At 73.7% G+C, this 26,517-nt stretch carries 26 protein-coding genes and 1 pseudogene; 8 read left to right on the top strand and 19 right to left on the bottom strand.

The window, feature by feature from the left end:
* Positions 1–142: 142 nt before the first annotated feature.
* The gene (locus tag ACGFNH_RS14010; protein WP_393653323.1) at positions 143–1,432 is read left to right on the top strand and encodes a class I SAM-dependent methyltransferase; all 1,290 of its coding nucleotides are present in this window, start codon (positions 143–145) and stop codon (positions 1,430–1,432) included.
* A 152-nt stretch (positions 1,433–1,584) separates the two neighbouring features.
* Here the strand turns inward: ACGFNH_RS14010 and ACGFNH_RS14005 are convergent, their stop codons facing one another.
* The 3 genes from ACGFNH_RS14005 to ACGFNH_RS13995 are packed head-to-tail and all read right to left on the bottom strand — an operon-like array spanning position 1,585 to position 4,410.
* Positions 1,585–2,970 carry an FAD-binding domain-containing protein gene (locus tag ACGFNH_RS14005; protein WP_393653322.1) on the bottom strand — a complete coding sequence of 462 codons (1,386 nt, stop codon included), beginning with the start codon at positions 2,968–2,970 and terminating at the stop codon, positions 1,585–1,587.
* Positions 2,971–2,983: 13 nt separating this feature from the next.
* The gene (locus ACGFNH_RS14000; protein ID WP_393653321.1) at positions 2,984–3,823 is read right to left on the bottom strand and encodes an anti-sigma factor domain-containing protein; all 840 of its coding nucleotides are present in this window, start codon (positions 3,821–3,823) and stop codon (positions 2,984–2,986) included.
* Positions 3,820–4,410 carry a sigma-70 family RNA polymerase sigma factor gene (locus ACGFNH_RS13995; RefSeq protein ID WP_393653320.1) on the bottom strand — a complete coding sequence of 197 codons (591 nt, stop codon included), beginning with the start codon at positions 4,408–4,410 and terminating at the stop codon, positions 3,820–3,822. The genes ACGFNH_RS14000 and ACGFNH_RS13995 overlap by 4 nt, the downstream gene beginning before the upstream one ends.
* A gap of 276 nt (positions 4,411–4,686) precedes the next feature.
* Between ACGFNH_RS13995 and ACGFNH_RS13990 the strand changes: the two genes are divergently transcribed.
* Positions 4,687–4,887 (top strand): cold-shock protein, encoded by a 201-nt coding sequence (locus ACGFNH_RS13990; protein ID WP_393653319.1) that lies wholly within the window; start codon positions 4,687–4,689, stop codon positions 4,885–4,887.
* A gap of 158 nt (positions 4,888–5,045) precedes the next feature.
* On the opposite strand, the gene ACGFNH_RS13985 is transcribed toward ACGFNH_RS13990, so the two are convergent.
* Both ACGFNH_RS13985 and ACGFNH_RS13980 read right to left on the bottom strand, forming a co-directional pair.
* Entirely contained in the window at positions 5,046–5,888 is an 843-nt protein-coding gene (locus tag ACGFNH_RS13985) for an aldo/keto reductase (protein ID WP_393653582.1), read from the bottom strand.
* A gap of 237 nt (positions 5,889–6,125) precedes the next feature.
* A pseudogene (locus ACGFNH_RS13980) lies at positions 6,126–6,986 on the bottom strand (ketopantoate reductase family protein); the annotation flags it as partial.
* 644 nt (positions 6,987–7,630) lie between these two features.
* Here ACGFNH_RS13980 and ACGFNH_RS13975 point away from each other — a divergent pair.
* Complete coding sequence (locus ACGFNH_RS13975) at positions 7,631–8,410, top strand: MBL fold metallo-hydrolase (protein ID WP_393653318.1); 780 nt, start codon at positions 7,631–7,633, stop codon at positions 8,408–8,410.
* Positions 8,410–9,072, top strand: a complete 663-nt coding sequence (locus tag ACGFNH_RS13970; RefSeq protein ID WP_393653580.1) for a DedA family protein — start codon at positions 8,410–8,412, stop codon at positions 9,070–9,072. Before ACGFNH_RS13975 ends, ACGFNH_RS13970 begins: the two co-directional genes overlap by 1 nt.
* A gap of 106 nt (positions 9,073–9,178) precedes the next feature.
* Here the strand turns inward: ACGFNH_RS13970 and ACGFNH_RS13965 are convergent, their stop codons facing one another.
* The 8 genes from ACGFNH_RS13965 to ACGFNH_RS13930 all read right to left on the bottom strand — a co-directional run bounded on the left by ACGFNH_RS13965 (position 9,179) and on the right by ACGFNH_RS13930 (position 15,131).
* Entirely contained in the window at positions 9,179–10,309 is a 1,131-nt protein-coding gene (locus tag ACGFNH_RS13965; RefSeq protein ID WP_393653317.1) for an MBL fold metallo-hydrolase, read from the bottom strand.
* Positions 10,306–11,535, bottom strand: coding sequence for an aminotransferase class I/II-fold pyridoxal phosphate-dependent enzyme (locus ACGFNH_RS13960; protein ID WP_393653316.1), 1,230 nt, complete (start codon positions 11,533–11,535; stop codon positions 10,306–10,308). The genes ACGFNH_RS13965 and ACGFNH_RS13960 overlap by 4 nt, the downstream gene beginning before the upstream one ends.
* A 380-nt stretch (positions 11,536–11,915) precedes the next feature.
* Complete coding sequence (locus ACGFNH_RS13955) at positions 11,916–12,737, bottom strand: SigB/SigF/SigG family RNA polymerase sigma factor (RefSeq protein ID WP_393653315.1); 822 nt, start codon at positions 12,735–12,737, stop codon at positions 11,916–11,918.
* Between the two features lie 422 nt (positions 12,738–13,159).
* Complete coding sequence (locus tag ACGFNH_RS13950) at positions 13,160–13,411, bottom strand: DUF4235 domain-containing protein (RefSeq protein ID WP_393653578.1); 252 nt, start codon at positions 13,409–13,411, stop codon at positions 13,160–13,162.
* Positions 13,412–13,423: 12 nt separating this feature from the next.
* Complete coding sequence (locus tag ACGFNH_RS13945) at positions 13,424–13,963, bottom strand: DUF3618 domain-containing protein (RefSeq protein WP_393653314.1); 540 nt, start codon at positions 13,961–13,963, stop codon at positions 13,424–13,426.
* Entirely contained in the window at positions 13,960–14,469 is a 510-nt protein-coding gene (locus ACGFNH_RS13940; RefSeq protein WP_393653313.1) for a phage holin family protein, read from the bottom strand. Before ACGFNH_RS13940 ends, ACGFNH_RS13945 begins: the two co-directional genes overlap by 4 nt.
* The gene (locus ACGFNH_RS13935; RefSeq protein ID WP_393653312.1) at positions 14,466–14,618 is read right to left on the bottom strand and encodes a hypothetical protein; all 153 of its coding nucleotides are present in this window, start codon (positions 14,616–14,618) and stop codon (positions 14,466–14,468) included. The genes ACGFNH_RS13940 and ACGFNH_RS13935 overlap by 4 nt, the downstream gene beginning before the upstream one ends.
* A gap of 261 nt (positions 14,619–14,879) precedes the next feature.
* On the bottom strand, positions 14,880–15,131 hold the full coding sequence (locus ACGFNH_RS13930) for a DUF6158 family protein (RefSeq protein WP_393653311.1): 252 nt from the start codon (positions 15,129–15,131) through the stop codon (positions 14,880–14,882).
* A gap of 178 nt (positions 15,132–15,309) precedes the next feature.
* Between ACGFNH_RS13930 and ACGFNH_RS13925 the strand changes: the two genes are divergently transcribed.
* From ACGFNH_RS13925 to ACGFNH_RS13910, 4 genes are all read left to right on the top strand, one after another.
* Positions 15,310–15,693 (top strand): DUF2795 domain-containing protein, encoded by a 384-nt coding sequence (locus tag ACGFNH_RS13925; protein WP_393653310.1) that lies wholly within the window; start codon positions 15,310–15,312, stop codon positions 15,691–15,693.
* Positions 15,694–16,033: 340 nt separating this feature from the next.
* Complete coding sequence (locus ACGFNH_RS13920; protein WP_393653309.1) at positions 16,034–17,551, top strand: bifunctional phosphatase PAP2/diacylglycerol kinase family protein; 1,518 nt, start codon at positions 16,034–16,036, stop codon at positions 17,549–17,551.
* Positions 17,552–17,623: 72 nt separating this feature from the next.
* Complete coding sequence (locus ACGFNH_RS13915; RefSeq protein WP_393653308.1) at positions 17,624–18,433, top strand: methyltransferase domain-containing protein; 810 nt, start codon at positions 17,624–17,626, stop codon at positions 18,431–18,433.
* 154 nt (positions 18,434–18,587) lie between these two features.
* On the top strand, positions 18,588–18,944 hold the full coding sequence (locus ACGFNH_RS13910) for a VOC family protein (RefSeq protein ID WP_393653307.1): 357 nt from the start codon (positions 18,588–18,590) through the stop codon (positions 18,942–18,944).
* 159 nt (positions 18,945–19,103) lie between these two features.
* On the opposite strand, the gene ACGFNH_RS13905 is transcribed toward ACGFNH_RS13910, so the two are convergent.
* The 6 genes from ACGFNH_RS13905 to ACGFNH_RS13880 form a co-directional block, all read right to left on the bottom strand.
* Positions 19,104–20,021 carry an NADP-dependent oxidoreductase gene (locus ACGFNH_RS13905; protein WP_393653306.1) on the bottom strand — a complete coding sequence of 306 codons (918 nt, stop codon included), beginning with the start codon at positions 20,019–20,021 and terminating at the stop codon, positions 19,104–19,106.
* Positions 20,022–20,079: 58 nt separating this feature from the next.
* Complete coding sequence (locus tag ACGFNH_RS13900; protein WP_393653305.1) at positions 20,080–22,317, bottom strand: DUF5107 domain-containing protein; 2,238 nt, start codon at positions 22,315–22,317, stop codon at positions 20,080–20,082.
* A 320-nt stretch (positions 22,318–22,637) separates the two neighbouring features.
* Entirely contained in the window at positions 22,638–23,198 is a 561-nt protein-coding gene (locus tag ACGFNH_RS13895; protein ID WP_393653304.1) for a GNAT family N-acetyltransferase, read from the bottom strand.
* Positions 23,199–23,236: 38 nt separating this feature from the next.
* Positions 23,237–23,506 (bottom strand): hypothetical protein, encoded by a 270-nt coding sequence (locus ACGFNH_RS13890; RefSeq protein WP_393653303.1) that lies wholly within the window; start codon positions 23,504–23,506, stop codon positions 23,237–23,239.
* A 241-nt stretch (positions 23,507–23,747) separates the two neighbouring features.
* Positions 23,748–24,527 (bottom strand): 4'-phosphopantetheinyl transferase family protein, encoded by a 780-nt coding sequence (locus ACGFNH_RS13885; RefSeq protein WP_393653302.1) that lies wholly within the window; start codon positions 24,525–24,527, stop codon positions 23,748–23,750.
* The gene (locus ACGFNH_RS13880; protein WP_393653301.1) at positions 24,524–26,515 is read right to left on the bottom strand and encodes a prolyl oligopeptidase family serine peptidase; all 1,992 of its coding nucleotides are present in this window, start codon (positions 26,513–26,515) and stop codon (positions 24,524–24,526) included. The genes ACGFNH_RS13885 and ACGFNH_RS13880 overlap by 4 nt, the downstream gene beginning before the upstream one ends.
* Positions 26,516–26,517: the final 2 nt, after the last annotated feature.

Below are 26,517 nucleotides of genomic sequence, written 5' to 3'. Positions count from 1 at the left end.
TCGCGCCCCGGTCGGCATGTGCGGAAAGCTCCTGGCAAGCCCGTTCCGCATTGCTGCCGATCGGCACCAATCCCCCGCCGCCCCGGCTCCGAATAGCCGCCGAGGGGCATGAGCCCGCGGCAAGGTGCGAGAGGGGAGCGGCATGACGGTGGGACGGCATCCGGCGGCCCTGATGGACGAGTCGGCGACCGCGGCCGCCGACTCGCGGCGCTGGCCCGACGTGGTGAAGGTGCCGGACTGCCCACGCGCCCGTGCCCTGGCGGCCGAGAAGGCCGTGCGCGGCGCGGCGGCCCGGCGGCCGATGCGGGTGCGACTCGGCCCCGGGGAGGTCATCGGCACGACGGGCCCGACGCTCCACGTGTACGACCCGGCCGCCTTCTTCCGCCGGATCGGGGCGTGCGGCCCGGTCGGCTTAGGGGAGTCGTACATGGCGCGCGAGTGGGAGGCCGACGACCTCGTGGCCGTACTGGCCGAACTGGCCGAACTGGAAGGCGCGTTCACCGCGGAGGCGCCGGAGCCGGTGCGGCGGCACCGACGGCTGCGCGGCCGGCGGGCAGCACCGAATCCGCCCCGGCCCCCGGACCCCCGTCCGCAGGAGACCGCACCCCGCCACGATCTGCCGAAGGAGCTGTTCGCCGGGTTCCTCGACCGGACGATGACCTACTCCTCGGCCGTCTTCCCGGGCTTCCCCGCCGACCACGCCACGCTGCCCGCGGCGCAGCACTACAAGATCGACCGGCTGCTGGACCTGGCCGCCGTGGGGCCCGGCACGCAGCTTCTGGAAATCGGCACCGGCTGGGGGGAGTTGGCCGTACGCGCAGCCGCGCGCGGTGCCCGCGTCCTGAGCGTCACCGCGTCCGGGGAGGAGCTCGGACCCGCCCGGTGGCGCATCGCGGAGGCGGGCATGGCGGAACGGGCGACCGTCATCCAGCGCGACTTCCGGCGCCTCCTCGGCGCCTTCGACGCCATCGTCAGCGTGGAGATGATCGAATCCATCGGCGAGGAGTCCTGGCCGTTGTACTTCTCGCTGCTGGACCGGATGCTCTCGCCCGGCGGCCGGATCGCGCTGCAGACGGTCACCATGCCGCACGACCGGCTCACCGCCTGCCGCTCGACGCCCTCCTGGGTCCGCAAGTACGCACTCCCGGGGGGCGGAATCCCTTCGGTCGAGGCGATCGAGCAGGTCACAGGCGCGTACACGGACCTGAGGATCGCCGCACGCGAGGGTTTCGGCGCGCACTACGCGGAGACGCTGCGGCTGTGGCGCGAACGCTTCATCGAGCGGTCGGCCGGGGAGCTGGCGTCGATCGGCCTCGACGAGACCTTCCGGCGCATGTGGACCTTCCATCTGGCCTGCGCCGAGGCCGGATTCCGGTCGCACCGGCTGGACGTGCAGCAGCTCCTGCTGACCCGGCCCGGCGACGAGGGCTGAACGCCCGGCTGAACACCGGTGCCGTACACACGAGTTGACCACGTCTGCCAGGGGCGCGTCTCGCTGCCGGGCAAGCGAGGCGCGCCCCCGCAGCGCATCGGCCGATGGGCGAGACCTCCGGACGAGAGGCCCCCCCGTCATCCGACGTGCCGTCAGTCCGCGTGCGGACGGGCCAGGACGTCGTCGGCATCCACGGCGACCTCGCCCGGTACCGCGATCGGCCCGGGGTAGTCGAGCCGGTCGCGGGCCTCCCGTGGAAGGCGCCACGGCCGGTGGACGGCACGGCCCTCCACCCCGGCCAGTTCGGGCACCCAGCGCCGTACATACGTGCCGTGCGGGTCGAAGCGCTCCGCCTGCACCAGCGGACACGGGCCCGGTCCCCCGACCGGTGCGGGCCCCTCGGGTCCCGGACCGGTGCCCGCCACCGCCTGCCAGTTGAGCTGGTTCTCCGCCACGTCCCCGTCGACCAGCAGCCCGAGGAAGTGCCGCGCGCCCACCCGCCAGTCGGTGCGCAGGACACCCGTCAGAAAGCCCGCCGCCAACAGCCGCGCCCGTCCCGGCAGCCAGCCCTCGTACCGGAGCTGGCGCATCGCCGCGTCGACCGCGGGCCAGCCGGTACGGCCCTCCTGCCACGCCGCGGTCCGCTCCGGATCACCGCGGCCTCCGCGGTCCCCTCCCCTGTCCTGCCAAGCGGCCCTCGGCCGGGCTGCCAGGACCTGGTGACAGAAGTCCCGCCGGGCGAGCTGCCGCAGATACGCCTCCGCACCGGCCGCCTCCGACTTCCGTACCCGGTGGGCGAGTTCGACCGGCGACAGCGAACCGAAGTGCAGATACGGGGAGAGGCGTGACGTCGCGTCGGCGGCGAGGTCGTCGATCCGTTCGGCGTAGGCGTCCACGGGCCCGGCCGTCCATGTCGCCATGGACCGCCGCCCCGCCGTTTCACCGCCCACCGCGAGACCCGGTGACACCCCCCGTACGTCGCTCCTCGACGGACGGTCGTCCGAGCCGATGTGGTCCGGCACCCGCACGATGCGCGGCGCGCCCACCGGTTCGCGCGGCACCGCGCGTTCCCAGCGCTCGGCATACGGACCGAACGCGCGGAAGTGATCGGCGTCGTCGGGGCGCACGGCGTCCGGGGAGAGCGTGGTGTTCACCGCGTCGTGGACGTGCAGCGCGCAGCGCTCCTCCGCCAGCGCGGTGCGCAACCGCTCCTGGCGGCGCTGTGCGTAGCCGGTGGCCCCGCGCGCGATGTGCACGCGGCGCGCACCGGACTCGTACACCACCCGGCTCACCTGCTCCACCACGTCGCCCGTCCGCACCACGAGCCGGCCGCCGCGTCTGCGCAGTCCCGCGTCCAGGTCGGCCAGGCAGTCGGCGAGGAAGGCCCGCCGGTTGGGTACGTCGAACCCGGCCTCGCGCACACCCGCGTCGGTGACGAACAGCGGCACCACCGCGTCGGAGCCGCGCAGCGCGGCGCGCAGCACCGGGTTGTCGTGCAGCCGGAGATCGGAGGTGAGCAGGGCGATCGACACGCGCATGGGGGTTGTGCTCCTACGTACTACGCGCGGGCGGAAGGTCCATCAGGGCCAGCGGTTCTGTGGTCGGTTGCTTCGAACCGCCTTCCGGTTCCAGGGTGATGCCCATGCCGGTGGCCTTCCCGACGGAGCCGTGCATCAGTGTCGCGGCCGTGTCCTTCGAGGCGTCCAGCAGGCCTGCGGAACGCATCGATCCGTTGTCGTCGAACCATAGTTGGTAGACCTTTCCCGACGGCGGCTCGGGCATGTGTCCCATGAGGAAGGCGGCCTTGTCCTCATCGCGGGAGACGACGACGGTGACGGTCCCGCCGCTCTTCAGCCGGCCGGTGCCCGCGGAGGCGTCCGGTGAGGCCAGCACCCGGGCCAGCTCCTCGGTGCCGCGCTCGGACCGCCGGACCTTCTCCCGTGCCTCCTTCCGGGCGTCCTGCGCGATCTGCCGCGCCTTCTGCGCGTCCCCGTGACTCACCACGGCGACCGCTCCGCCGAGCACCGCGGCCGCGGCCAGGCAGGCGGCCAGGACATAGCGCGGGGCCGACCGCGTACGGCGCCGAGCTCGTCCCCCGGACCAGGACTGCGCGGGCGACTGCGGCGGTGACTGGGCCTGCTGCTGCCCGGGTATCCGCGGGGGCTCCTGCCGTACGGCGGCGGCGCCCGTCATCACCCGGTTCTTCATTCCGGGCGGCGGCACCAGCGAGACGGCCAGTCCCAACCGGGCGGCGGTGCCCGTCAGTTCGCGGACCTCCTGGTCGCAGGAGGGACATTCGGCCAGATGCTGCTCGAACGCGGCGCGCTCGCCCTCCGGCAGCGCGTCCATGGCGTAGGCACCGGTCAGCAGGTGCAGATCCGGGGCGTTCACGCGCTCACCCCCAGGCAGTCGCGCAGCCGGATGAGGCCGTCGCGCAGGCGGGTCTTCACGGTTCCCAGGGGGAGGGACAGCAGCTCGGCGACCTCGCGGTAGGTCAGACCGCGGTAGTAGGCGAGGGTGACCGACTGCCGTTGCAGCTCGGTGAGGGTACGGATGCAGCGGCGCACCTGCTCCCGCTCCAGCCGGGCCTCCACCTGCTCGGTCACCTCGTCGAAGGCGGGCGTCCTGTTCAGCAGTGCCGCCCGCTGCTCCCGGTCCGCCGCCGCCTGTGCCGCCCGTACGCGGTCCACGGCACGGCGGTGGGCGAGAGTGAGCACCCACGCCATGGCGCCGCCCCGGTCCGGCCGGTAGCGGGCCGCGGTGCGCCAGACCTCCACCAGCACCTCCTGCGCGACCTCCTCGGACTGCGCCGGATCCCGCAGGACGCTGCGGACCAGCCCGAGCACCGGACCTGATACGGCGTCATAGAGACGGCTGAACGCCTCCTGGTCACCCCGGGCCACCATGCCGAGCAACTCCTGCAGATCCGGCCCGGCGGGACCGGGCCTGGGATGGCTGCGGAGATCAGCGGGCGCCATGTTTCCTCCCCTTGCGGGGCGGCCGTCGCCGCCCGTTCTTTCCTGCCGGCGGGCCCGCTCGACCGCGGGCTCCGCAGATCATTCGGAGCCGGAGCGTACGCGGATTGGCAGCGTGCACCACAATCTTCACGGGATTCGTTCATCCGGGTGCTGTCAGGGGTGCTCCGGGATTCCGTGTCCGCGCGAGAGGGGACACGGGTATCGCACCGCCCACCGCGGTGCCCGGCCCGCGGCGACGCCCGCGGCCGGCGGACGGGCCAGGGGAAGGGTGACGCGATGCCCACAGGAACGGTCAAGTACTACGACGCCGACCGAGGTTTCGGCTACCTCGCTCCGGACGACGGGAGCCCGGACGTGTCGGTCGACGAGACCGCACTCAATGTCGTCGAGAGCCTGATCAAGGATCAGCATGTGTCGTACGAGCTGACCAAGGGCGCGGGCGGCGAGCTGCGCGCCCTCAACGTCGTCCCGCTGTAGGGCGGGAGAGGCCCGAACGTGCAGGGTGCCGCCCGGTTCCGTACCGGGCGGCACCCTCCGTTTCGCTGGGTTCCGCTTCCGCGTGGTCGGCACGCGGGTTCCGCTGCCGCGGGTTCTGCTCTCGCGGGTTTGCTGTCGCGGGTTTGCTGCCGACCGGGTCAGTTCCAGTCGAAGGTGTCGGGGTCGGGGCCCAGGCGCTTCCCGGTGTCCAGACCCGCGATGGCCTCGATGTCGTCGGCGTCGAGCTCGAAGCCCACGACATCGATGTTCTCGCGGATACGGGCCGGGGTGACCGACTTGGGAATCGCGACGTTCCCGATCTGCAGATGCCAGCGGAGAACGATCTGGGCGGGCGTGCGGTCGTACTTGCGCGCCAGAGCGGCGATGACCGGGTCCTCGAGGAGCCCCTTGCCCTGGCCCAGCGGAGACCACGCCTCGGTCGCGATGTCGTGCTCGGCATGGAAGGCGCGGACCTCGGCCTGCTGCAAGTAGGGGTGCAGCTCGATCTGGTTGACCGCGGGGACGACCCCGGTCTCGTCGATCACGCGGCGGAGGTGCTCGGGCTGGAAGTTCGAGACGCCGACCGCGCGGGCCCGGCCGCTCTTGTTGATCTCGTCGAAGGCCCGGAGGATGTTGAGGTAGTCCTCGCGCATCGGGCGCGGCCAGTGGACGAGATAGAGGTCCAGATAGTCCAGGCCCAGCCGGGCGAGGGAGGCGTCGAACTCCCGCAGGACACTGTCCCGTGTCCAGGTTTCGGACGCGCTGTTCCACAGCTTGGTGGTGACGAACAGCTCCTCGCGGGGAAGCCCGGAGGCGGCGATGCCTCTGCCGGTGCCCTCCTCGTTCTCGTACGCGGCGGCGGTGTCGATGCTGCGGTAGCCCGCCTCCAGCGCGATGCCCACCGCCCGCTCCGCCTCGTCGTCCGGCACCTGCCAGACACCGAAGCCGATCCGGGGCATGTGGACGCCGTTGTTCAAGGGGATCTGGGGGACCTTGCTCACGAGAGGTCGATCCTTCTGTCGTCGGGCAGTTGCCTTCGGGTCAACGATCTTCGGCCCGTACGCATTCCCGGTCGCCGAGTCCATGCGGGGCGGATTCCACGGCCGGCCGGTGAGCGCGTCCGGCGAGCGCCGCCGCAGCGCATCCGCGGCCGGCGGTCCCCGTCGGAGGGCGCGTACGGACTGTGGCTGACCGGTCGGCGGGCGCGCGTACGGACCGCCGGTGAGCCGTCGGCGGGCGCGCAGCTCCGCGACGATCCTGGATGTGACAGGCGCGTCGACGCCGTACCGCTGCGCCGCCCGCAGCAGCGCCCCGCCGATCGCCTCCAGCTCCAGCGGCCGCCCCGCTTCGGCGTCGCGCAGCATCGACGGCTTCGTCCCCGCGGGCATGCGGTCGAAGGCGGTCAGCACCTGCCCGGCCTCGACCGCGGACCCGCCCGCCCGCGCCACGGCGGTGATCTCGTCGAGGACGGCGAGCATGTCGGTGCGCCGCTCGGAGCGCAGGCCGCCGACAGGCATCTCGTAGCGCGTGGCGAGCAGGGCCAGCGGGGCGAGGAAGGCGACCTTGTCCCAGAGCATGGCCGCCTCGTCCTCCCGTACGGTCACCTCGAGTCCGCTGTCGTTCAGCAGCTCCGCGGCCCCGGCCAGACGCTCCCCGGGCACGGTGGCTCCGGCCAGGGCGATGGCGCTGAACGGGCTCGTGTGCTCGATCCTCCCCGGCGCGACGCGGGTCGACTCGACCATGATCGTGGCGGCGGCGACCTGTTCGGCCGGGTAGCGGTCACGGAGCAGCGCGATGTGTTCGAAGCCGTTGAGGAACGGTATGACCAGGCCGGATCCGAGAACGTCCGGCGGCACGCGGTCGCAGGCCGATGCGAGCGCGGTCTCCTTGACGGCGATCAGACAGGCGTCGACCGGCTCCGTCAGCTCGGTGCCCGCGGCGACCGGCACGGTGAAGTCGCCGTACCGCGCACTGGTCACCGTCAGCCCGTCCCGGCGCAGCGCCTCGGCCGTGTCCGGCCCGGCCAGGCAGATGACACGGTGCCCGGCGCGGGCCAGCAGGGCGCCGACGAGCCCGCCGACGCCACCGGGTCCGAGCACGGCCACGGTCTTGGGTGTCGCGTTCACGCATCCTCCAGAGAAGGGGCCGGCGGGGAACTCGGCGCCGCCCGGGGCAGGTTGACGTACGGCCGCCGGGCCGGCGCGGCGCCGCGGTACGCACGTCCCCTCGTGACCATCGTGCCAAAGGGTCCCACCCGGCCGGGCGGGACCGCTGGGCGCGTGACGGCATCGGCGTCACAGGGGGTGGCTCCTGTCGAGTCCGGCCCGCTGAACCGCCTGCAACGGGCGTGGAGAAGGGCGGGGGTGGCATCCTCACCGGCGCGGCAGCCGCACACGGGCAGGGGACGTGCGGCATCCACGAGTCCCACCGGGCCGGGAGACCGGAGCGCGGGGACGCGACCGCACTGCGTGCCGGGCCCACGGCAACTCGCCCAGCCTCCAGGCCGGTTCAGGACCCTTGGGGCATGGTCCGTACGGCGGGCCGGGATCCCGGGCGCCCGGACGTCGACAGATGCCGGCCCGGAAGCCCCGAACGAAGTCCGCCCGGGCAAAGGGGCGGGAGACCGGAGATCCGGTCACGGCAGCGCTTACGCTCGACAGTGCGCGGAACCGGCGCTCCGTCGCGGACCGGGAATCGCGACGGGCCGGGATGCGACCGGGATGTGAGCAGCGGGAGGTGGCGCGTGCCGGTGGAGATCACCTGGTGGGGTCATGCCACCGCGACCGTCGTGGACTCCGGGGTCCGGGTGCTCACCGACCCGCTGTTCGTACGCCGCCTGGCCCATCTCCGCCGTCGCAGGGGCGCGCTGCCTCCGCCCGAGGCGGCCGTCGCGGACGTGGCCCTCGTCTCCCATCTGCACGCCGACCACCTCCATCTGCCGTCGCTCGGGCGGCTCGCGCCCGGCACCCGGCTCGTCCTCCCGTACGGCGCACAGCGCGCTGTGCCGCGCCTGCGGCGGCTGTGGGGCGCCGGGCTGCACCTCACCGAGGTCGTGCCGGGCGACGAGGTCGTGGTCGGCGACGTGGTGATCCGGGCTGTGCGGGCCGCCCACGACGGGCGCAGACTGCCGTACGGGCCGCGCCGGTCCCCCGCGCTCGGCTACGTGGTGCACGGCGAGGCCCGGACGTACTTCGCGGGCGACACCGGGCTCTTCGCGGAGATGGCCGAGGACGTGGGGGCGTGCGATGTGGCGCTGCTGCCGGTCGGGGGCTGGGGCCCGTACCTCGGCCCGGGCCACCTCGACGCGGTGCGCGCCGCGCAGGCGCTCGCCCTGCTGGCCCCGCGCAGTGCCGTGCCGGTGCACTACGGCACGTACTGGCCGATCGGGATGGACCCGGTGCGGCCGCATGAATTCCACGCGCCGGGCGAGGAGTTCGTACGGCATGCCGGGCGGCTGGCGCCGGAGGTCGCGGTGCACCGGCTGGAGCACGGCGAGAGCGTGCGTCCGGGGGTGGCGCGGTGATTCTCGCGCTGTTCCCCGAGGCGGTGCGCGAGGTGGCCCGGGGCGTCGTCGAAACGGTGCCGCCGGAGTCGACCCAGCAGGCCGTCGGCTATCCCACGCTGTTCCTGCTCGTCGCCCTGGGGTCACTCGTCCCGGTGCTGCCGACCGGGGCCCTCGTCAGTACGGCCGCCGTGGTCGCCTTCCACCAGAGCACGCCGTTGGCGCTGCTGGTGGTCTTCGTGGTGGCGGCCTTCGCGGCGTTCCTCGGCGACATCACCCTGTACTGGCTCGGGCTGCGCGGCGTGGGCTCGGCGAACGGCTCGCGCCTGCTGGACCGGCTGCGTCAACGTGCCGCGCCCGACCGGCTGGAGACGGCACGGCGAAGGCTGGGCGAGCACGCGGTGGCGGTCCTGGTGGTCTCCCGGCTCCTCCCGGCCGGCCGTATCCCGGTCATGGTGGCGTGCCTGCTCTCCCGCATGCCGCTGCGGCGATTCGTGCACGGGGACGCGCCGGCGTGCCTGGCGTGGGCGGCGGCGTACGGGCTGATCGGGATCGCGGGCGGCTCGTTGTTCGCACAGCCATGGGAGGGCGTGGTGGCGGCGGTGGCACTGACCGTGCTGGTCAGCGCGGTGCCGGCGGTGTGGCGGCGTCTCACGTCGTCGGGCCGGGCCGACGGGGGCTGAGGCCGAGGCGCAGCCGCGGTCCGGGAGGCCCGCGGGGCCGCGCGCCGCGCTCGGTCTCCTTCGGCCACCCCATACGCGGGGGTTCCATCACCCCGTACGCGCGAGTTCAGTCACCCAGTACGCGCGAACCGCCGATCGGCAGGTCCCAGAGGTCCTCGCGCGAGCGCCCCGCCGCCTCCCATGCCTGCCGCACGCGGGTCAGGGGTTCGAGCGGCGACTCGGCGGAGAGCAGGAACGTCCCCCAATGCATGGGTGCCAGGGCGTGCGCGCCGAGGTCATGGAGGGCCAGCACGGCTTCCTCGGGGTCGGTGTGCACGGGGCGCAGGATCCAGCCCGGGTCGTACGCCCCGATCGGCATCAGGGCCAGGTCGATGCCGGGGAAGCGGCGCCCGATCTCGGCGAACCAATGGCCGTATCCGGTATCGCCCGCGAAGTACACCCGCCGCCCCCGGGCGTCGGTGACCACCCAGCCGCCCCAGAGGGACCGGCACGTGTCGGTCAGCGTCCGCTTGCTCCAGTGATGGGCGGGTACGAAGTCGAACCGCACACCGCCGCCCTCGGACGGCAGCTCCACCGCCTCCCACCAGTCGAGTTCGGTGACGCGGGTGAAGCGGCGGCGCCGGCACCACGCCCCGAGCCCCGCCGGTACGAGCAGATGGGTCTCGCGCGGGAGCCGCTTCAGGGTGGGTGCGTCGAGGTGGTCGTAGTGGTTGTGGCTGATGACGACCGCGTCGATCCGCGGCAGGTCCTCCCAGCGGACGCCGACGGGGGTGATGCGCGCCGGAGTGCCCAGGATGCGGCTGGACCACACGGGGTCGGTGAGGACGGTGAGGCCGCCCATCCGCAGCACCCACGTGGCGTGTCCCGCCCAGGTCACGGCGACGGTGTCCGGCCCGGCCGAGGGCAGCGGCGCGGGCTCGACGGGAATCCGCGGGATGTCGCGCCGCGCCTCCGCATCGGCCGGCCTCAGCCCGCCCTCCCGCGCCATGCGGGCGAAGTCCCGTACGCCGGGCAGCGGGGCGGTCAGCCGGCCCGCGAAGGACCGGGGCCAGACGCGGACCTCACCGGGCGCACGCGGTGCGGGGCGGGTGACGGAGCCCGCCCCCGGACCCGTATCCGGCCTCGCCCGCGCGCCATGGCCGGAGCCGGCGCCCGGCAGGGATCCCGCACCGGAGCCACCGGAGGTCCCGGTGCGCCCGGGGGCATCGGAGAGGGGGCGCTCGGTCCGTTCCGTCATCGCGGCCCTCCGTTCAGTTCGGCGAGTGCTGATCCGAACAGCCTCAATGCCTCCTCCACGTGCGGCAATTCGAGAGGGGCCGGGGCGGTGAGGGTCGCCGTCCGCTCCTCGTCGGTGGAACCGAGGAGGGGTGCGGTCGAGAAGCGCACCCGGAGCCCGTCCGGGCCGTCCCCGAAGCGGTGCCCGCCCGGTACGGGAGCGCCGACACGACGGGTGAGATGGTCCTCGAGCTCGACGGAGTCGGTGATGCCGCGCTCGGAGAGCGCGGAACGCAGAGGGGCCAGGTCGGCGTAGAGGTGGCTGCCCGCGAGGGGCGGACGGGCCAGCACGCCGTTGGCCGTGACGGTGCGGTGCAGGGCGGAGGCGAGCACCGCCTGCAGGCGGTTGGCCGCGGCGCGGCGGGCGGTGACGGCACCCGGCTCACCGAGCGCGTGGGTCACGGTGGCCGCGACGGGACCGGCGAGGACGGCACGCAGGCCGGACAGCGCGTCGAGGGTGGCGGCGTGCAGTTCGGCGCCGCGCGAGGTGTGCGGGAACCGGGCGATCCCGGCGGGCCACGCGGGCGGTACGAGGGACGCGCCGAGGTCGGAGAGCACCACGACGTCGTCGGGAAGCATTTCCGCGGGGCTCAGCAGCACCGGCCCGTCCGCGTCGTGCACGGCGTCCCGGTACGTCTCGTCGCTGACGATCAGCAGGCGCGCCTCCAGCGCGGCCTCGCAGACCTCGTGCATCAGCTCGGGCGGCGCGACGGTCCCGGTCGGGTCGTCGGCCACGGACAGCAGGAGCACCCGCGGATCGCCGCCCTCCCGACGCACCCGCCGTACGGTCTCCAGCAACGCGAACGGATCGGGCACGCCGCCGCATTCGGCGGGGATCGGGACGTGGTAGGCGTGCCGGTCGAGGATCCGGGTCTGCGGGACGTACCAGGCGGCGCAGGGGCGCGACAGCAGGACGTCCCCGCCCGTCGCGGCGAGCAGCGCGAGGAGCAGCGACTCGGCGCCGGGGGAGGCGGCCACGTGGGCGGGATCGGTCGGCAGCCCGCGCAGCGCCCAGTAGGCGCACGCCGCGTAGCGCAGGGCGTGTCCGCCGCCGACGGGCTCGGGGCCCGCGGTGGGTGCGGCCGCGGCGAGCAGGTCCGCGAGCTCCCGGAGGACCGGCAGGCCGGGCTCGGACGCCGGCGGCCCGAACGGCGCCGGTCCGCGCGCCACGGGTGCGGTCCGCTCCATCACCCACCTCCGACGGGGTCGGTCCGCGCCCAGCGCCATGTCCGCCGCGGGGCTCGGACCTCCACCCTCGCAGATCGCCCGCGACCGGCAACGGGACAGCGGTCAACGGGACGACCCGCGCCCGGCGCACGACCTCGCCCGGCGGGAGGGCAGGGCCTCGTACGTACCGGGGGGCCGGTACGGCGTCGGGGTGGCGGGTGGGGCGTGACCGGCCGCGTCCGGGGCCTCGGGCGCGCGGTCGGGATCCCGCTCGCGTACGGGCCGCCGACGAGGATCCGGCGTGTGCACGGCCCCGCCACGGCGCGGATCCCGTGCGCGTACGGGCTCCGGTGTCAGCGGGCGTACGGGCCCCGGTGTCAGCGGGCGTACGGGCTCCGGTGTCAGCGGGCGTCGGCCATCACCTGGTCGCAGAGCGAGGCGCAGGTGCGGCTGATGAGGCGGGAGACGTGCATCTGGGAGATGCCGAGCTGCTCGGCGATGCAGCTCTGGGTCATGTCGCAGAAGAACCGCATGTAGAGGATCTGGCGCTCGCGTTCGGGGAGTTTGCTCAGCTTCGGCTTGAGCGCCTCGCGGTCTATCACCAGGTCGTAGCCCGCCTCCTGGTCGCCGAGGGTGTCGAGCAGCGCGTAGCCGTCCTCGGAGCCGGGCAGTTCGGCGTCGAGCGAGAGCGGGGTGAAGCTGTCCAGGGCCTCCAGACCCACCCGGACCTCCTGCTCGGTCAGCCCGGTGTGCTCGGCGATCTCCTGAACGCCCGGTCCGCGTCCGTCGAGGGAGTGGGAGAGCTCGCGGTAGGCGGTCCGTACGCGGTTGCGCAGTTCCTGGACGCGGCGGGGTACGTGCAGGCCCCACATGTGGTCGCGGAAGTGCCGCTTGACCTCGCCGACGACCGTGGGGACGGCGAAGCTCTCGAACGCCGTACCGCGCGCCGGGTCGTAGCGGATCACGGCTTTCACCAGGCCCAGCGCGGCCACCTGTTCAAGGTCTTCCAGGGACTCCCCGCGATTGCGGAACTGGCGGGCCAGCCGCTCGGCCATGGGTATCCACGCCCGGACGACCTGCTGCCGCAGGGCCTCCTTCTCCGGGCCGTCGGGGAGACCGGCGAGGACCTGGAACTCGGCGGTGGTGTCGGGGGCGTCGTCATGCGGATGCTTCGCGGAACGGCGCTTGGCCTGAGCCTTGCCCGGTGCTCGAACGGTCGTCATGAGAACAGCTCCCCTTACGCGGTTCTGTTCACCGCGGGAGCTGTGGAATGCGCCCGGGACGGGCCAGGGACACCCGGGCGGGCGCAACGGCTCCCGCGGGCGTGCCTCCGGTCCGAAGCACGGTTTCGCTGCCCGGCCGATCGGCGTGACACCACCGTCGCGGGACTACCTCCAACGTAGCCACGAGAGGCGGCGGACGCATCCGGACGGGTGGAATCCGCCACTCCACCGGGCGACCGCCGGGCGTCCCGGCGGCACGGCTTCCGCCGCCGGGACGGAGACCGGTACCGGCTCCCCGGTCCGGCCCCGGCACCGGTTCCACCCGGTCCGACGCCGGAACCGGTCGCGCCCGGTCCGGCCCCGGGACCTGTCCCGCCCGGTCCCACGTCGGAACCGGTCGCGGGAGGAGGGAGCCCCGCGCCCTACGCGGGCCAGGTGCCCGTCAGCTTGCGCATACCGCTGGCCTCGCCCCGCTTGACCCCCGCGCGCACGCCCGCGGTGATCGCGCCCTGAAGCGCCGCCGCCGGCAGCACCTCGCGCCACGTACGGTCCTCGTCCGTCGGGGCCGGAGGCCGGTCCTGGCCCGGGAGCATCCGCCAGACGCGCTTGAAGATCGCGCCCGCCACCATGCCACCGAGGATCCCGGACACCATGGCCAGCACCTTGTAGATCATCCTGCCCACGGCTCACCACCTCCCGCTCATGCCGGTGCCCCAGCCGTGGTGGCGGCTGCCGCGCCCACCGTGCCGGCCGCGCATCCCGCGCGTCGCCGCCACCGCCGCGAGCACCACAAGCCCGCCGACGACGGCGGTCGGAACGGGACGCTGCTGCCCGCTCCTGGCGGCGCGGGTGGCCGCGGACCAGATGTGGTCCGGGGTCCGGTCGTGATCCGCGTGGCCGGCACGCGGGGTCCGGTCCTGCGCCGCGTGCGCCGCTCCCGCCCTACGGTCCTGTGCCGCGTGACGGGCATGCGAGGCGCGGTCCTGCACGCTGTGACGAGCGTGCGACGTGCGGTCCTGCATCGAGTGGCGGGCGTGCGAGGCGGTGTCCCGGGCGTTCTGGCCGGCTTCGGCGGCCTTCGCCTGGATGCGTTCCCTGACCTCCGCCGCCTTGTGCTGGGCCCGGCCCTTGACGTCCGCTTTGGCAGCGAGCTCCTCCACCGTGGCGCCCAGCCGCTCGCGGGCCTCGTTGACCTGTCCGCGCAGCTCTTCGGGGCTCTCGCTCATCGGTGTGCCCTCTCCTTGATCCGTTCGACATCCGTTTTGACCCCGCTGATCGCCTCCTCGGGTTTGAGTGGCGTGACCTTGCGGGTCTCCATACGGCCGAGGAGTGCGAGTCCGGCCGCGAGCAGGAGCAGACCGCCGGCCATGATCAGCGCGGCTGCCCAGACGGGCAGTTTCAGGGCGATGGCCGCGATGCCGCCGGCCACCAGCGCCTGGAGCGCGAGCAGGGCCATGAGGCCCGCTCCGCCGAAGAATCCCCCACCCAGCCCGGCCCGCTTGCCCTTGGCGGCCATCTCCGCCTGGGCGAGTCGGAGTTCGCTGCGGACGAGGTCGGACAGTTGCTCCGATGCCTGTTTCACCAGTACGCCCACGGACTTGCCGTCCTGCGAGGGGCTCGTACGGTGTCCGTTCCCCTGGGTTTCCACCGGGGCCGCCGGGGCTGCCGAGGTCTTCCGGATCTCGGATTCAGACGGGCGAGTGGACCTGGTGTCTCGAGAGGTGTCCGTCATGTGTCCTCGCCTCCTTCTTCAGGCGTGAACGACGGTGGGGCCGTGACCAGCTCTGCCGGAGGTTTCAGCAGCGCTTCCTCATACCGCCCCAGTGCGCACACCACGATGAGCATCACGATCGGCATGAGTAGGGCGAGCAACAACGCCATGGGCCCTGTCCCTTCCCTGAGCGCCCGCGCGCGCTGGGAAACAACGCCGCGGACTCAGGACCGAGTGACCCCGCTCACCATTGCCAAACGTCCTAAATGCCCGAAACATACTCCGGGCCCGGGATCCCTGAAGTCCCGGGCCCGGAGTCCCTCTACTCCCCAACTCACGGCCGCTCGGGCCGGATTCCGGGTTGCCAACCCGTCTGCCCCCAAACGCACCCGACGAACATCCCCGGTTTGTCAAACGCAGACGGGAAGCCCTCAGCTGCTGCAGGTCCTGGCCCTGGCGCCGTCCCGCGTACGGCCGGAGGCCACGTACCGGTCCGGGTGCCGCCGCAGATACTCCGCCTCCAGTTCCGCCATGCGCGAGGTGTGCCGGTCGAGGGCGTCCGGGGACCCGTACATCAAGGTCTCGTGGCGGGTGCGGTGGATCGTCTCGAGTTCCTTGATGAGCTGCGGTTCGTCGAGCGCGGCCGGGTCGACGCCGCCGCCCCGCCGTCCGAGGTCGGCCATGGGGCCACTCCCTTCCGTCACCTGCGCGGGCCGGGACGGCCACGCAGCGCAGCCGTGTTGCTGTCCGCACGACGGGTACCCGCCTCGCACGACCGACACAGATCCCGACGGATCGATACGACCGAGGGTCCGCAGACAGCGCGGGCCGGTCGGACCGATCAGGACGAGAGAGGACGCCATGGAGCGTGGGAGCAACCGGCTCAATGTTCACCGGGACGACGAGATGAAGCACGAGCTGCAAGGCCTGCTTCGTTCCGGTCACCCCACCCGGGCCGAGGAGTGGCACGACCCCGAGCCCGCCGCGGACGACGACCCGGAGGTCGCCTGGGGCCCGATCCCGGCGCGGGGCTCGATCGGCGACGCCGAGACACTCCGCTACGAGCTGGCGCGACACCTGGCTCGCACGCCGTTCCCCGCCAAGCGACGGCAGCTCCTTCACACCTTGGAGGAGCGGCACGCACCGGACCGGCTGGTGGAGATCGTGGGCGATGTGCCGCCGCACGACACGTACAGGAATGTGCAGGAGGTCGTCGAGGCCCTCGGCCGGTCGACGCGCACATAGCACCGCAGCGCAGCACGCGACGCACGGCGACGCACCTCCCCTCACCCCGCCGTCCAGGGACTCGGGTGGACGGGGGGTGCGCCGCGCCGGCCATGGCGAGGCCGGGCGCGCCGTACGGGCGCCACGGGAAGGTCGCGGCTGATCACAGCCCGCGGCCGCTCCCGCTCCCGGGTCGGGCACCTCACGGGTCGGGACCACCACAGGCCGCGATTGATCACCGGCCGTGGAAAGGCGGAACGACGGGGTAGGCGCCAGGCTAGGAGCCCCGGGACGGAGACCGTCCGGCCCGCGGGTACGGGCATGAGGTCTGAGGAGGCACGAGCTGTTCGGGCACGCACAGATGAAGCGACGGGGCAGGCGGTGGCCGAGCAGGCTGGACCGGTCCCTCTTCCACCGGGTCGCCTCCCACCACTGGCCGGGCGGCGACGGCGTACTCCCCCGGCTGAGCCGGAGCGCCGACCACGGCCGCCTCTGGTTCGGCATCGCGGGCGCGATGTGGGTGATGGGCCATCCGCGCTCCCGCCGCGCCGCCGCGCGCGGGATCGCGTCGCTCACGCTGGCCTCGGCGACCGTCAACACCGTGGTGAAGGGCTCGTTCGGCCGCGACCGGCCGGTCCTGCATGCCGTACCCCTCGTACGGCGGCTCGCCAAGCAGCCCATCACCACCTCCTTCCCCTCGGGACACTCCGCCTCCGCCGCTGCGTTCGCCGTCGGCGCGGCGCTCGAGTCGCGCCGGTGGGGTGCCGTGCTGGCACCGGTCGCCGCGTCGGTGGCGTTCTCCCGTATCTACACGGGCGTGCACTACCCCAGTGACGTGGTGGCGGGTGCGGCGCTGGGCGCGGGTGCGGCGTTCGCGGTGCGCGGGCTGGTCCCGACGCGCCATCAGCTTCCGCCGCCCGCCAGACCGCGTACCGACGCGCCTGCGCTGACCGGTGGGGACGGACTGACCGTGGTCGTCAACCCGAGCTCCGGTCAGGGCGCACCGGCTGTACTGGCCGAACGCGTACGGCAGTTGAGGGCGGCGCTGCCCAAGGCCGAGGTGGTCTTCCACGAGGAGGAGGCGGGCCCGCTCCTCCAGGTCCTGGAGGACGCGGCCGCCGACGTCGCGGGGCGGGGCGGAGCACTCGGGGTGTGCGGCGGCGACGGCACGGTGAACGCGGCGGCGGGTGTCGCGATGCGGTACGGCGTGCCGCTGGCGGTGCTGCCGAGCGGAACGTTCAACCACTTCGCCGGCGATCTCGGGGTGGAGAGCTTCGAGGACACCTTCGGCGCGGTGGTGGCGGGCAGCGCGGTGCGGGTGGACGTCGGCCGGATGACCCCGCAGGGACAGGGGGGCGACGGGGCGGCGCCGGTCCACTTCCTGAACACCTTCAGCATCGGCTCGTACCCGGATCTCGTACGGGCGCGGGAGCGCTGGGCCCCGCGGCTGGGCGGTCCGCCGGCCATGCTGCTCGGGGCCGTGCACGCGCTGCGCACCTCGCGGCCGGTCACGGCCGAGGTGAACGGACGACTGCGCTCCATGTGGATGCTGTTCGCGGGCAACGGGACCTACCGCAGCGTCGGTCTGGCACCGGCGTGGCGCTACGACCTCGCGGACGGGCTGCTGGACGTGCGGATCGCGCACGGCGGACGGTTCGCCCGGACGCGTCTGCTCGCGGCGGCCGTGACGGGCTTCGCCCGGCACTCCCCCGTCCACACCGCGGCCGGGGTGCCCTCGCTGCGGGTCTCGGGCCTGCCCACGGGCACGCTCCTCGCGTACGACGGCGAGGTGGCGCCCGCACCGTCGGCGTTCCTCCTCGACAAGGAGGTGGAGGCCCTGACGGTCTATCGCCCGACGGAAACGTCGTCCAGCATGTGATACCCCTCTCTCGCTATGCGAGACTCCGGCCTAGGCTGCGCAGCAGAGGCCACCGCCCGAGGGAGGACCGCCATGCCGGACAAGGCCCTCGTCTACACGCACGGACACCACGAATCCGTGCTCCGCTCCCACCGCTGGCGTACTGCCGCCAACTCGGCCGGCTATCTTCTCGGCGAGCTGCGCCCGGGCCTCTCCGTGCTCGACGTGGGCTGCGGCCCCGGGACCATCACCGCGGACCTGGCCGCACGGGTGGCGCCCGGCCGGGTCACCGCCGTCGACGCGGCCCCCGGCATTCTGGACGACGCGCGACGCGTGGCTGCCGAACGCGGCCTGGACACCGTCGACTTCGCGGTCGCCGACGTCCATGCACTGGACCACCCCGACGCCTCATTCGATGTCGTCCACGCCCACCAGGTGCTCCAGCACGTCGGCGACCCGGTGGCCGCCCTGCGCGAGATGCGGCGGGTGTGCCGACCGGGAGGCGTCGTCGCGGCACGCGACTCCGACTACCGGGCGATGACATGGTTCCCGGCCGTGCCGGGCCTGGACGCATGGCTGGATCTGTACGAGCGGGTGGCGCGGGCGAGCGGCGGTGAGCCGGACGCCGGACGGCACCTGCTCTCCTGGGCCCGGCGGGCGGGCTTCACCGACATCACGTCCACGGCGGCCACTTGGTGCTTCGCGTCACCTGAGGAGCGAGCGTGGTGGAGCGGCCTGTGGGCGGACCGCACGACCGAGTCCTCGTACGCGCGCCGGGCCGTGGAGGGCGGCCACGCCTCACCGGAGGAGCTGCGCCGGATCGCGGACGCCTGGCGGGAGTGGGGACGCCGGGAGGACGGCTGGTTCGCGGTGCTGCACGGCGAGATCCTCTGCCGCCGCTGAGCCGCACCACGCAGCCGAAGGTCCCAACACCGTGTCGAGACACGGCTGTTGGAGGACACCGCTGACACGCGAGGCCGTCACCCGCCGATCGGCGGGACCGGACGCGACGGGGATACGATCACCCGCTCCGGCCGGGCCGACTAGGCTCGTTCGCATGGAGATCCTGGGTACTTCACTGCGCGTCTGCGTCGACGATCTCGATCACGCCGTGGGCGTCTACGAACGCCTGACGGGAAGTCAGGCGGTGCGCTTCGGCCGCGGCGGTGTCTCCGTGGCGGCGGTCGGCGCCTTTCTGCTGATGAGCGGTCCCGATTGGGAACTCGAGGTGCTGCGGAAGGTCACGGCCACCATCGCCGTGAAGGACCTGGACGAGGCGCACGCCGTCCTGTCCGAGGTGGGGGCCGACATCATCGCCGGGCCCGTGCCCACCCCGATGGGCCGCAATCTGGTGGCCCGTCATCCGGACGGTTCCGTCTTCGAGTACGTCGATCGGGGCGGGTCGGCGGACTGACGCCGGGCCGGCCCCGGGGCTGCCGGACGCACGTCGTCCGCGCGCGATCCCGTCGTCGTGCGCGATCCCGTCGTCGTGCGCGATCCCGTCCTCGTGCGCGATCCGCCGCACGCGATCTTCCGTCGGACGCGATCCGTGACAGCCCCGGGTGAACGTACGTCAGGCGACCACCAGGACGATCTTCCCGCGGGCGCGGCCCTCCTGGCTGGCCCGGAAGGCCTCGGCGACCTCCTCCAGCGGAAGTTCCTTCTCGACGTGGACGGTGAGCTTCCCCGCGTCGGCCAGCTCGCCGAGCGCCGTCAGGTCCTCGCTGCTCGGGCGGACGAACAGATAGCGGCCGCCGTGTTCGGCCACCGTGTGATCGGCGATCGACACCACCCGCGCCGGGGACTTCACCAGCTCCAGGGACGCCGGGACGGCGTCACCGCCCACGAAGTCGAAGGCGGCGTCGACCCCTTCGGGCGCCAGCGCCCGCACCCGGTCGACGAGGCCCTCGCCGTAGGTGACCGGCTCCGCGCCCAGCGACCTCAGATAGTCGTGCTTGGCCTCGCTGGAGGTGCCGATCACGCGAGCGCCCCGGGCGACGGCGATCTGCACGGCGAGCGAACCGACGCCGCCCGCCGCCGCGTTCACCAGAACCGTGTCGCCCTTGCCGACCTCGGCCGCACGCAGTGACTGATACGCCGTCAGGCCGGCCAGCGGCAGACCGCCGGCCTGAGCCCAGCTCAGCGAGGCGGGCTTGCGGGCGAGGACGCGGACGGGTGCGGGGACCAGCTCGGCGTACGTGCCGTTCTGTACATGGTCCTGGCGGTTGTAGCCGATCACCTCGTCCCCGGGCGCGAATTCGGTGACGGACACCCCGACCTTCTCCACCACACCGGCGATGTCCCAGCCGGGGACGAGCGGGAAGTCGGCGTAGACGAGCGGGTCGAGATAGCCCTCCGTGATCTTCCAGTCCACCGGGTTCACCCCGGCGGCCTTGGTGCGGATGAGCACGCTGTCCGGGCCGACCTTGGGCTCCGGCTGTTCCGTGATCCGAGGGGTCTCGCCATAGGCGTTGATCGTTGCAGCCTTCATGCCCGGGGAACCGCGGACCGGAGCCGATCATTCCCGGGTCCGCGGTTCACTGCCGAATTCAGCCCTGTGGCCGCATGCGGTAGTCGTACCGGCCCGGCAGCGGATGCTCGGCGCGGGCACGTGCCCGCAGGGTCGCCGCCGGGTCCCCGGCCGCCCGGGCCCTGTCCGTCCCGGCCCTGTCCGTCTCGGCCCTGTACGTCCCGGCCCTGTCCGCCGCGGACTCGTCAGCCCCGGAGCCGTCCGACAGCAGCCGCTCGGCGATGGCGTACCAGGTCTCCTCCAACACCTCGTCGCCCTCCCGCAGGTCGTCGACCTCGAACCCGGCGTCGAAGACGGCACGCGCGGCGCGGGCGTCGCCCTCGGCGAGGAGGATCTGCGCCTCCAAGAGCCGGAACCGGCCGCATTCCCGGAGCTGCGGCGGCAGTTGGCGCAGCACGCCGCGCGCTTCCGCCGCCCGTCCGCGCGCGAGCAGGGCGGGAATCGCCTCCCGGGCGAGCGCGGCGGACAGGGCGTGCTCGGGGCCGCGGGCATCGGTCCCGCTCCCCTCCCCCGTACGGAACCCCGGCCCCGTGCCCGTGCCCGTGCCGGCGCCCGTCTCGGCACCCGTACAGGCCCCGGCTTCCGGGCCGTTCCCTGCCACCGCACGTCCCGCCGCGACACCTCCCGCCGCCACGTGGACCGCTCGCGCCAGAAGATCGGCCGCGCGCTCGGTGTCCCCGGAGTTCGCGACCGCGACCGCAAGGCATCGCAGCGCCCAGGGAGTCTCCGCGGCGGCCAGCGAGCACTCCCAGCTCCGCGCGGCCTGCGCACGGTCACCGGCGTGCCACCGGGCGACCCCCAGGTGGTAGTCGGCCAGGGCTCCGGGCCCGGTCGTCTCCAGAATCTCCCGCCAGGGCGGCGAGACCGGGGTGGGCCCCGGGTCGTGCGGTGACACGGGTTCGGCCGGCAGGGAACCGGTCCGCAGCAGCTCCAGCCACGGCCACTGCTGCTCGCCGAGGCTCGACGCGTCGAACGGCGTTCCGGGCAACTCATGGGCGCCGCGCGCCACTTCGAGCGCTCCCCAGCCCGACCCCGCCGCCAGGACCTCCTTCGGCTCGGTGTCGGCGCACGGCAGCCACGCCGCGTACGCCGCGTCGACGTCGGCACACGGCAGCACTTCCTCCAGCCGGGCCTCCGCCTCGGCCCGCGCCGCGGACCAGTCCGCTCCGTGCACGGCGGCGGGGTCGGCCGCCAGCGGGCCGTACGCCTCCAGCCAGGCGAACTCCGCACCCGCCTCCAGCCGTACGTGCTCCAGCTGGGTCCGGGCGAGCCCCGCCTGGATCTCCGCGTAGCCGGCGGTGCCGGGCTCGGTGAGCCACTCCTGCCAGCGCCGCCCGCCGCGCCCCGCGCCCCAGACGAAGAGCTTCCGGCCGCGCAGCAGGTCGGTCGAGGTCTGGACGAGGCCCCGGCCGTCCGCGTCCAGCGACGCGATCCAGCGCCGGGCGCCGTCCGGCACTTCGTAGAACCAGTCGGCGGGGAACTCGCTGCGCAGCGGATAGGTGCGGTCGGCGCCCTGCCACTCGGGCACCGGTACGCGCTGCAGACTGCGCTCGTAGCCGAAGTGCCACGCCTCGTCGGCGGGCGCGAGGACACGGGTGGTCCCGTGCTCCTCCACGGCGATGTTGGACCACCAGTAGACGGGGACGGGACGGTCGTGCGGATTGCGGATCCGGACGCCGACGAGAAGGAAGTCCGAGTCCTCCGGCAGCCACAGATCGACCTGGAACGGGGTGTCGCGCAGCCGCTCCCACTCCCACAGCCGCAGCATCTCGCCGCCGTCCGGCGCCGGTACGCGTGCGGCGTGCAGCGGGGCGCAGGAGAGGGTGGTGTGCCCGGTGGCGCCGATGTTCCACTCGATGCCGCCGGAGTACCAGGCGCCGTTGAGCGCGAAGTCCGCGGGCTGGAACACCGGGTTGCGGTAGAGGAGTTCGCGTCCGGTCGGCTTGTGGTGGAGGGAGTGGATGCGGCCGCCGAGGCCGGGCAGGACGGTGGCGCGGAGCCGGTCGTTCTCGATCACGAGCGCGTCGAGGCCGACCGGGCCGCGCGCGCGGGCGTAGCCGTCGAGCAGCCGCACGGGCAGCACCGACCGCAGCGGTTCGTAACCGACCTGCCGGGCCATGTCCGCGGGCAGGGCGGCGCGTTCGCGGTCGCCGATCGTGTGCACCCCGTCGAGCGGCCGCAGTGCGGGCAGCGGATTCTCCGGCCCGACGGGCGCGCCGGGCAGGGTCAGTACGGTGCGTCGCACGGTCGTGGCCACGGCAACCTCGCTCCCTCGTACGGGCCGCCGCCTGACCGGCCGCCCCCGATGACCATGGAACACGCTCCCGGCGCGGCTGACCAGGCCCGCCTCCGGTCAGGGTTGGGCAAAAGGCCGGTGGCGGCGGGGGCGCGCGGCGGGCCGGGACGGAGTGCGGCGTTACGGGCGCGACGGGCGCGGGCGAAACGGGTGCTACGGGTGTGTGCGAGCGAGGCGGGCGTGGGCGAGGGGGTGCTACGGGTGTGTACGCCCGTGGTGGGTGCGACGCACGACGGTGCGGCGAGGAGCGTGCGGCCGGGCCGCGAGCCTGCCCGTATCCGTCAGGCCTGCTCCGCTGTCCGACTGTCCGTCATCTCGGCCGTGATGGCCCAGCGTTCGTGGTCGCGCCAGGCGCCGCCGATGAAGAGGAAGTCCGGCGAGAATCCCTCCATCCGGAAGCCCAGGCGCTGGACGAGGCGGCGCGAAGCCTCGTTGCCCGGCTGGATGTTGGCCTCCAGCCGGTGGAGGCCGAGCGGGCCGAAGGCGTGCCGTACGACGAGTCCGAGGCCCTCGGTCATCAGGCCGCGCCCGGCCGCGTGCGCGAAGGCCCCGTAGCCTACGGCCCCGCACTGGAAGCCGCCGCGGACGATGTTGTTGATCGCGATGCCGGCCGCGAGCTCGCCGGTCTCCCGGTCGCACACCGCGTAGCCCTCGCCCGCGGGCGTACGGAATCTGGCCGACCACCGCTCGAACTCCTCGGCTTCGGTCGGCAGGAACACCCACGGGTGGTGCAACTCGGCGCTCTCCCGCACCCTCGCGGTGAACTCCTCCTGGTCCCGCCGTTCGATGGGGCGGATGGCCACGCGGGGGCCCACTGCGAGATAGACACGGTCGGACGGCATCCGCCCATCCTAAGGAGCCCGGCCGGCCCGCGCGCGGCCTACCTCCGCCGGTGGCGGAAGAGGAACGCACCGCAGGCGAAGCCGATGACTCCCACTCCGAGGAGCGCCAGCCACAGCGGCATGATCACTTCGGGGACCAGCAGGCGGATCTTGGTCTCGCCGGTGTTCTCGAAGACGAACACCAGGCAGAGGATCATGATCAGGCCCACGACGACACGGGACGGCGTCAGGACGTCGCCCCAGCGCGATCCGTGCATCCCACCGCGCCGGCCACCGGACGTTCTTCTGGTCGAGGTCCTGGAACTCATGGAAGGAACCTCCCTGCGGGTACCGCCACCCCTCGCTTCCAGCATGCGCCCGTTGCGCCCGCACCGCGCCGCCGGAACCCCACCCGGCCCCACCCGGCCCCACCCGGCCCCGCCCGGGCTCGGCCCCATCCGCCCGCAGCCGGCCGCACGCCCCCTGCCCCGGCCGCGCCCGGCGATGCGCCTCCGCGGGCCCGTACGAGTGAGCCGCCCGGCCCGGCACGGGCCTGCCCCGGGTGAGCGGCTATTCGGCCGCCCGGCGTACGGCGCAGGCCGCCGCGTACGCCCGCAGGTCCGGGGGCAGCTGCACGTCGCCCAGGTCCCAGCCGGGCGGATCGACCGGCTCCGGTCCCGCGCCCACGAGCGTGACCGAGAGGTCCTCCGCGAGCCCGATGCCGGTGCCCTTGAGGTAGGCCTCCTTACGCGTCCAGCAGCGGGCGAACGCCGCAGGGCGCAGTCCCTCGGGCCGGCCTTCGATCTCGGCGCGCTCCTCCGCGTGCAGCACGGAAGCCACCTCGGCCACCACCTGCGGCGCCGGCAGTTCCTCCACATCGATGCCGACGGGGGTGTCCGCGACCGCGATCCCGACCAGGTCGCCCGAGTGCGAGAGCGAGAAGTGCAGCGACTCGCCGGACAGCGCGGGACGGCCGTGCAGCTTCCCGCAGCCGGGGCACGGCTCGCGCAGGAACTCCACGGCTGCCGGGTCGCGGCCGAGGTACCCGCCGAGCAGCCGCCGCAGGGCCACATGCGCGACCCGGTAGCGGTCGCGGTCCGCCTCCCGCAGGAAGGCCGCGGCGCGCTCCCGCTCCTCGCCGTCCAGCACATGGCTCTCTGCGGCCGCGTCCTTCGCGTGCGAGGAGACCTGCACCAGCCATACCTCCGTCCCCCGGCCCACGCGGGGCCCGGGGAGGGGGTCGGCGCCGTAGCGGTACGGCACGAACGGCGTCCGCTGTCCCTCCTCGGCTCCGGCGGAGCGCTCCGGCTGCGGTCCCGCGGCCGGGCCCGGCCGCACCGTGGGCGTCATTTGGCCATCTCCAGGACCGGGACGCCGGGGGCCGCGAGGCCGAACGTCTGGGCGTAGAGGGAGAGTTCGGCCTCCAGAGCCCTGGTCATCGTGTCCGCCCTGCGGAATCCATGGCCTTCTCCTTCGAATGCGATGTAGGCATGGCGGACACCGCGTCCGGCCATTTCCGCTACGAAGCGCTCGCTCTGCTCCGGCGGGCAGATCACGTCGTCCAGGCCCTGGAGGAGCAGGAAGGGCGCGGTGATCCGGTGGGCGTTGTGCAGCGGCGAGCGGTCCCGGTAACGGCCCGGCACCTCGTCGGGCAGGCCGATCAGGCCCTCGAGATAACGGGACTCGAAGTCGTGCGTACCGTTCTCGGCGACCCAGCTCGCCAGGTCCAGCACCGGGTAGATGACCGTGCCGCAGGCGTAGACGTCCGTGGCCGCCAGTGACACGGCGGCCGTCCAGCCGCCCGCGCTGCCGCCGCGGACGGCCAGCCGCTCGCGGTCGGCGGTGCCCTCGGCGGCCAGCGCCTCGGCGACGGCAGCGCAGTCCTCGACATCCACCACGCCCCACTGGCCGCGCAGCCGGTTGCGGTACTCGCGGCCGTAGCCGGTCGAGCCGCCGTAGTTGACCTCGGCGACGCCGATGCCGCGGGAGGTGAAGTAGGCCACCTCCAGGTCCAGGACGAGCGGCGCGTGGCCGGTGGGGCCGCCGTGCACCCACACCACGTACGGCGGGAGTTCGCCGGGCGGGGCGGTGTGGTCCGGACTGTGGGGCGGATAGATGTGGGCGTGGATCTCGCGGCCGCCGGGCCCGGTGAAGATCCTTATCTGCGGCTCCGGGTAGTACGCCGGGTCGACCGGGTCGTGGTGCCGTGCACCGGTCACCCGGGTGCGGCCGGTGGCGGTGTCGAGCTCCACCACCTGATAGCCGGTGCGGGGACTCGCGGCGATGCCGACGACCCTGCTCCCGGTCACGGCGAGGCTCGGCGACCACTCCGTCCACGGCCCGGCCGCGTCGCACAACTCACCGGTCTCCGGGTCCAGGACGCCGAGAGCGGTGGTGCCGCGGCCGTGGACGACGGCGATGAGGCCGCTGGACATCGGGGCGAACCAGCGGAAGCCGACCTTCCACAGCGCGCCGCCGAACTCCTCGGCCCGCGGACACAGCGCGGTGGCCCGCCCGTCCTCCGGGGAGATGCGGTAGAGATTCCACCAGCCGCTGCGGTCGCTGGCGATGACCAGGGACCCGTCGTCGGTCCACTCGGCCTGGGCGATGGACTCGACGGTGCCGCCCACGACCCGGTGGACGCCGGTGAACCGGCCGTCCTCGGTGATGTCGGCGACCATCACCTCCGTACCGTCCCAGGGCATCCCGGGGTGGTCCCAGGCGATCCAGACCGCGCGGGCGCCGTCCGGGGACAGCCTCGGCCCGGTGACGAAACGGTGCCGGTCGTCGGTCAGTTCACGGATCGCGCCGCCGTCCTCGGCGGCCGAACCGTCCAGCGGGACCGCCGCGATGACACGTCGTACGTCGGTCGGCGCCTCCCCCGTGAACTCCTCCAGCACGCACCAGACCTCTCCGCGCTCCAGGTGGATCTCGGCGTCGGCCCAGCGCAGCCCGTCGCCGACCGTCGAGAGCGGGGTGAGGGGCCGGGGCGCGGGGGCTCCGGGAGCGTCCGGTTCGTACGCGTACAGCCGCTGGTCGGCGAAGTCGACGAACACGGCGAGCGGTCCGCCCCGCACCCGGGGCACCGCGGCCCAGGGCAGGCCTCCGTACTCGATGACGCGGCTGCGGACGTTCCAGGGCGCCGGCAACAGCGACTGCTCGGTGCCGTCGGCGCGCAGCCGGACAAGCGCTCTGCGCCCGGATTCCTCGGGCCGCGGCTCGGTCCACCACACTTCCTCGCCGACCGCGCCCACGAACTCCGGCCTGCCGTCGTGGGACGCCGCGAGCGCCGCTCCGATCGGCGACTCCCAGGCGCCGTACGGGGCCGTCGACACCATGT

This window comes from Streptomyces sp. NPDC048639 (genome assembly GCF_043199075.1).
Lineage (GTDB): Bacteria > Actinomycetota > Actinomycetes > Streptomycetales > Streptomycetaceae > Streptomyces.
This window is presented reverse-complemented; position numbering and strand designations above follow the sequence as displayed.

Bases quoted from the DNA above. Each gene is read 5' to 3' on its own strand.
- ACGFNH_RS13965 (WP_393653317.1), bottom strand. From the start codon at position 10,309: ATGACGGAACGGACCGAGCGCCCCCTCTCCGATGCCCCCGGGCGCACC.
- ACGFNH_RS13910 (WP_393653307.1), top strand. From the start codon at position 18,588: ATGGAGATCCTGGGTACTTCACTGCGCGTCTGCGTCGACGATCTCGAT.
- ACGFNH_RS13955 (WP_393653315.1), bottom strand. From the start codon at position 12,737: ATGACGACCGTTCGAGCACCGGGCAAGGCTCAGGCCAAGCGCCGTTCC.
- ACGFNH_RS13895 (WP_393653304.1), bottom strand. From the start codon at position 23,198: ATGCCGTCCGACCGTGTCTATCTCGCAGTGGGCCCCCGCGTGGCCATC.
- ACGFNH_RS13920 (WP_393653309.1), top strand. From the start codon at position 16,034: ATGAAGCGACGGGGCAGGCGGTGGCCGAGCAGGCTGGACCGGTCCCTC.
- ACGFNH_RS13995 (WP_393653320.1), bottom strand. From the start codon at position 4,410: ATGGCGCCCGCTGATCTCCGCAGCCATCCCAGGCCCGGTCCCGCCGGG.
- ACGFNH_RS13935 (WP_393653312.1), bottom strand. From the start codon at position 14,618: ATGGCGTTGTTGCTCGCCCTACTCATGCCGATCGTGATGCTCATCGTG.
- ACGFNH_RS13950 (WP_393653578.1), bottom strand. From the start codon at position 13,411: ATGATCTACAAGGTGCTGGCCATGGTGTCCGGGATCCTCGGTGGCATG.
- ACGFNH_RS13915 (WP_393653308.1), top strand. From the start codon at position 17,624: ATGCCGGACAAGGCCCTCGTCTACACGCACGGACACCACGAATCCGTG.
- ACGFNH_RS13925 (WP_393653310.1), top strand. From the start codon at position 15,310: ATGGAGCGTGGGAGCAACCGGCTCAATGTTCACCGGGACGACGAGATG.
- ACGFNH_RS13960 (WP_393653316.1), bottom strand. From the start codon at position 11,535: ATGGAGCGGACCGCACCCGTGGCGCGCGGACCGGCGCCGTTCGGGCCG.
- ACGFNH_RS13905 (WP_393653306.1), bottom strand. From the start codon at position 20,021: ATGAAGGCTGCAACGATCAACGCCTATGGCGAGACCCCTCGGATCACG.
- ACGFNH_RS14005 (WP_393653322.1), bottom strand. From the start codon at position 2,970: ATGCGCGTGTCGATCGCCCTGCTCACCTCCGATCTCCGGCTGCACGAC.
- ACGFNH_RS13930 (WP_393653311.1), bottom strand. From the start codon at position 15,131: ATGGCCGACCTCGGACGGCGGGGCGGCGGCGTCGACCCGGCCGCGCTC.
- ACGFNH_RS13880 (WP_393653301.1), bottom strand. From the start codon at position 26,515: ATGGTGTCGACGGCCCCGTACGGCGCCTGGGAGTCGCCGATCGGAGCG.
- ACGFNH_RS14010 (WP_393653323.1), top strand. From the start codon at position 143: ATGACGGTGGGACGGCATCCGGCGGCCCTGATGGACGAGTCGGCGACC.
- ACGFNH_RS13990 (WP_393653319.1), top strand. From the start codon at position 4,687: ATGCCCACAGGAACGGTCAAGTACTACGACGCCGACCGAGGTTTCGGC.
- ACGFNH_RS13890 (WP_393653303.1), bottom strand. From the start codon at position 23,506: ATGAGTTCCAGGACCTCGACCAGAAGAACGTCCGGTGGCCGGCGCGGT.
- ACGFNH_RS13940 (WP_393653313.1), bottom strand. From the start codon at position 14,469: ATGACGGACACCTCTCGAGACACCAGGTCCACTCGCCCGTCTGAATCC.
- ACGFNH_RS13945 (WP_393653314.1), bottom strand. From the start codon at position 13,963: ATGAGCGAGAGCCCCGAAGAGCTGCGCGGACAGGTCAACGAGGCCCGC.
- ACGFNH_RS13885 (WP_393653302.1), bottom strand. From the start codon at position 24,527: ATGACGCCCACGGTGCGGCCGGGCCCGGCCGCGGGACCGCAGCCGGAG.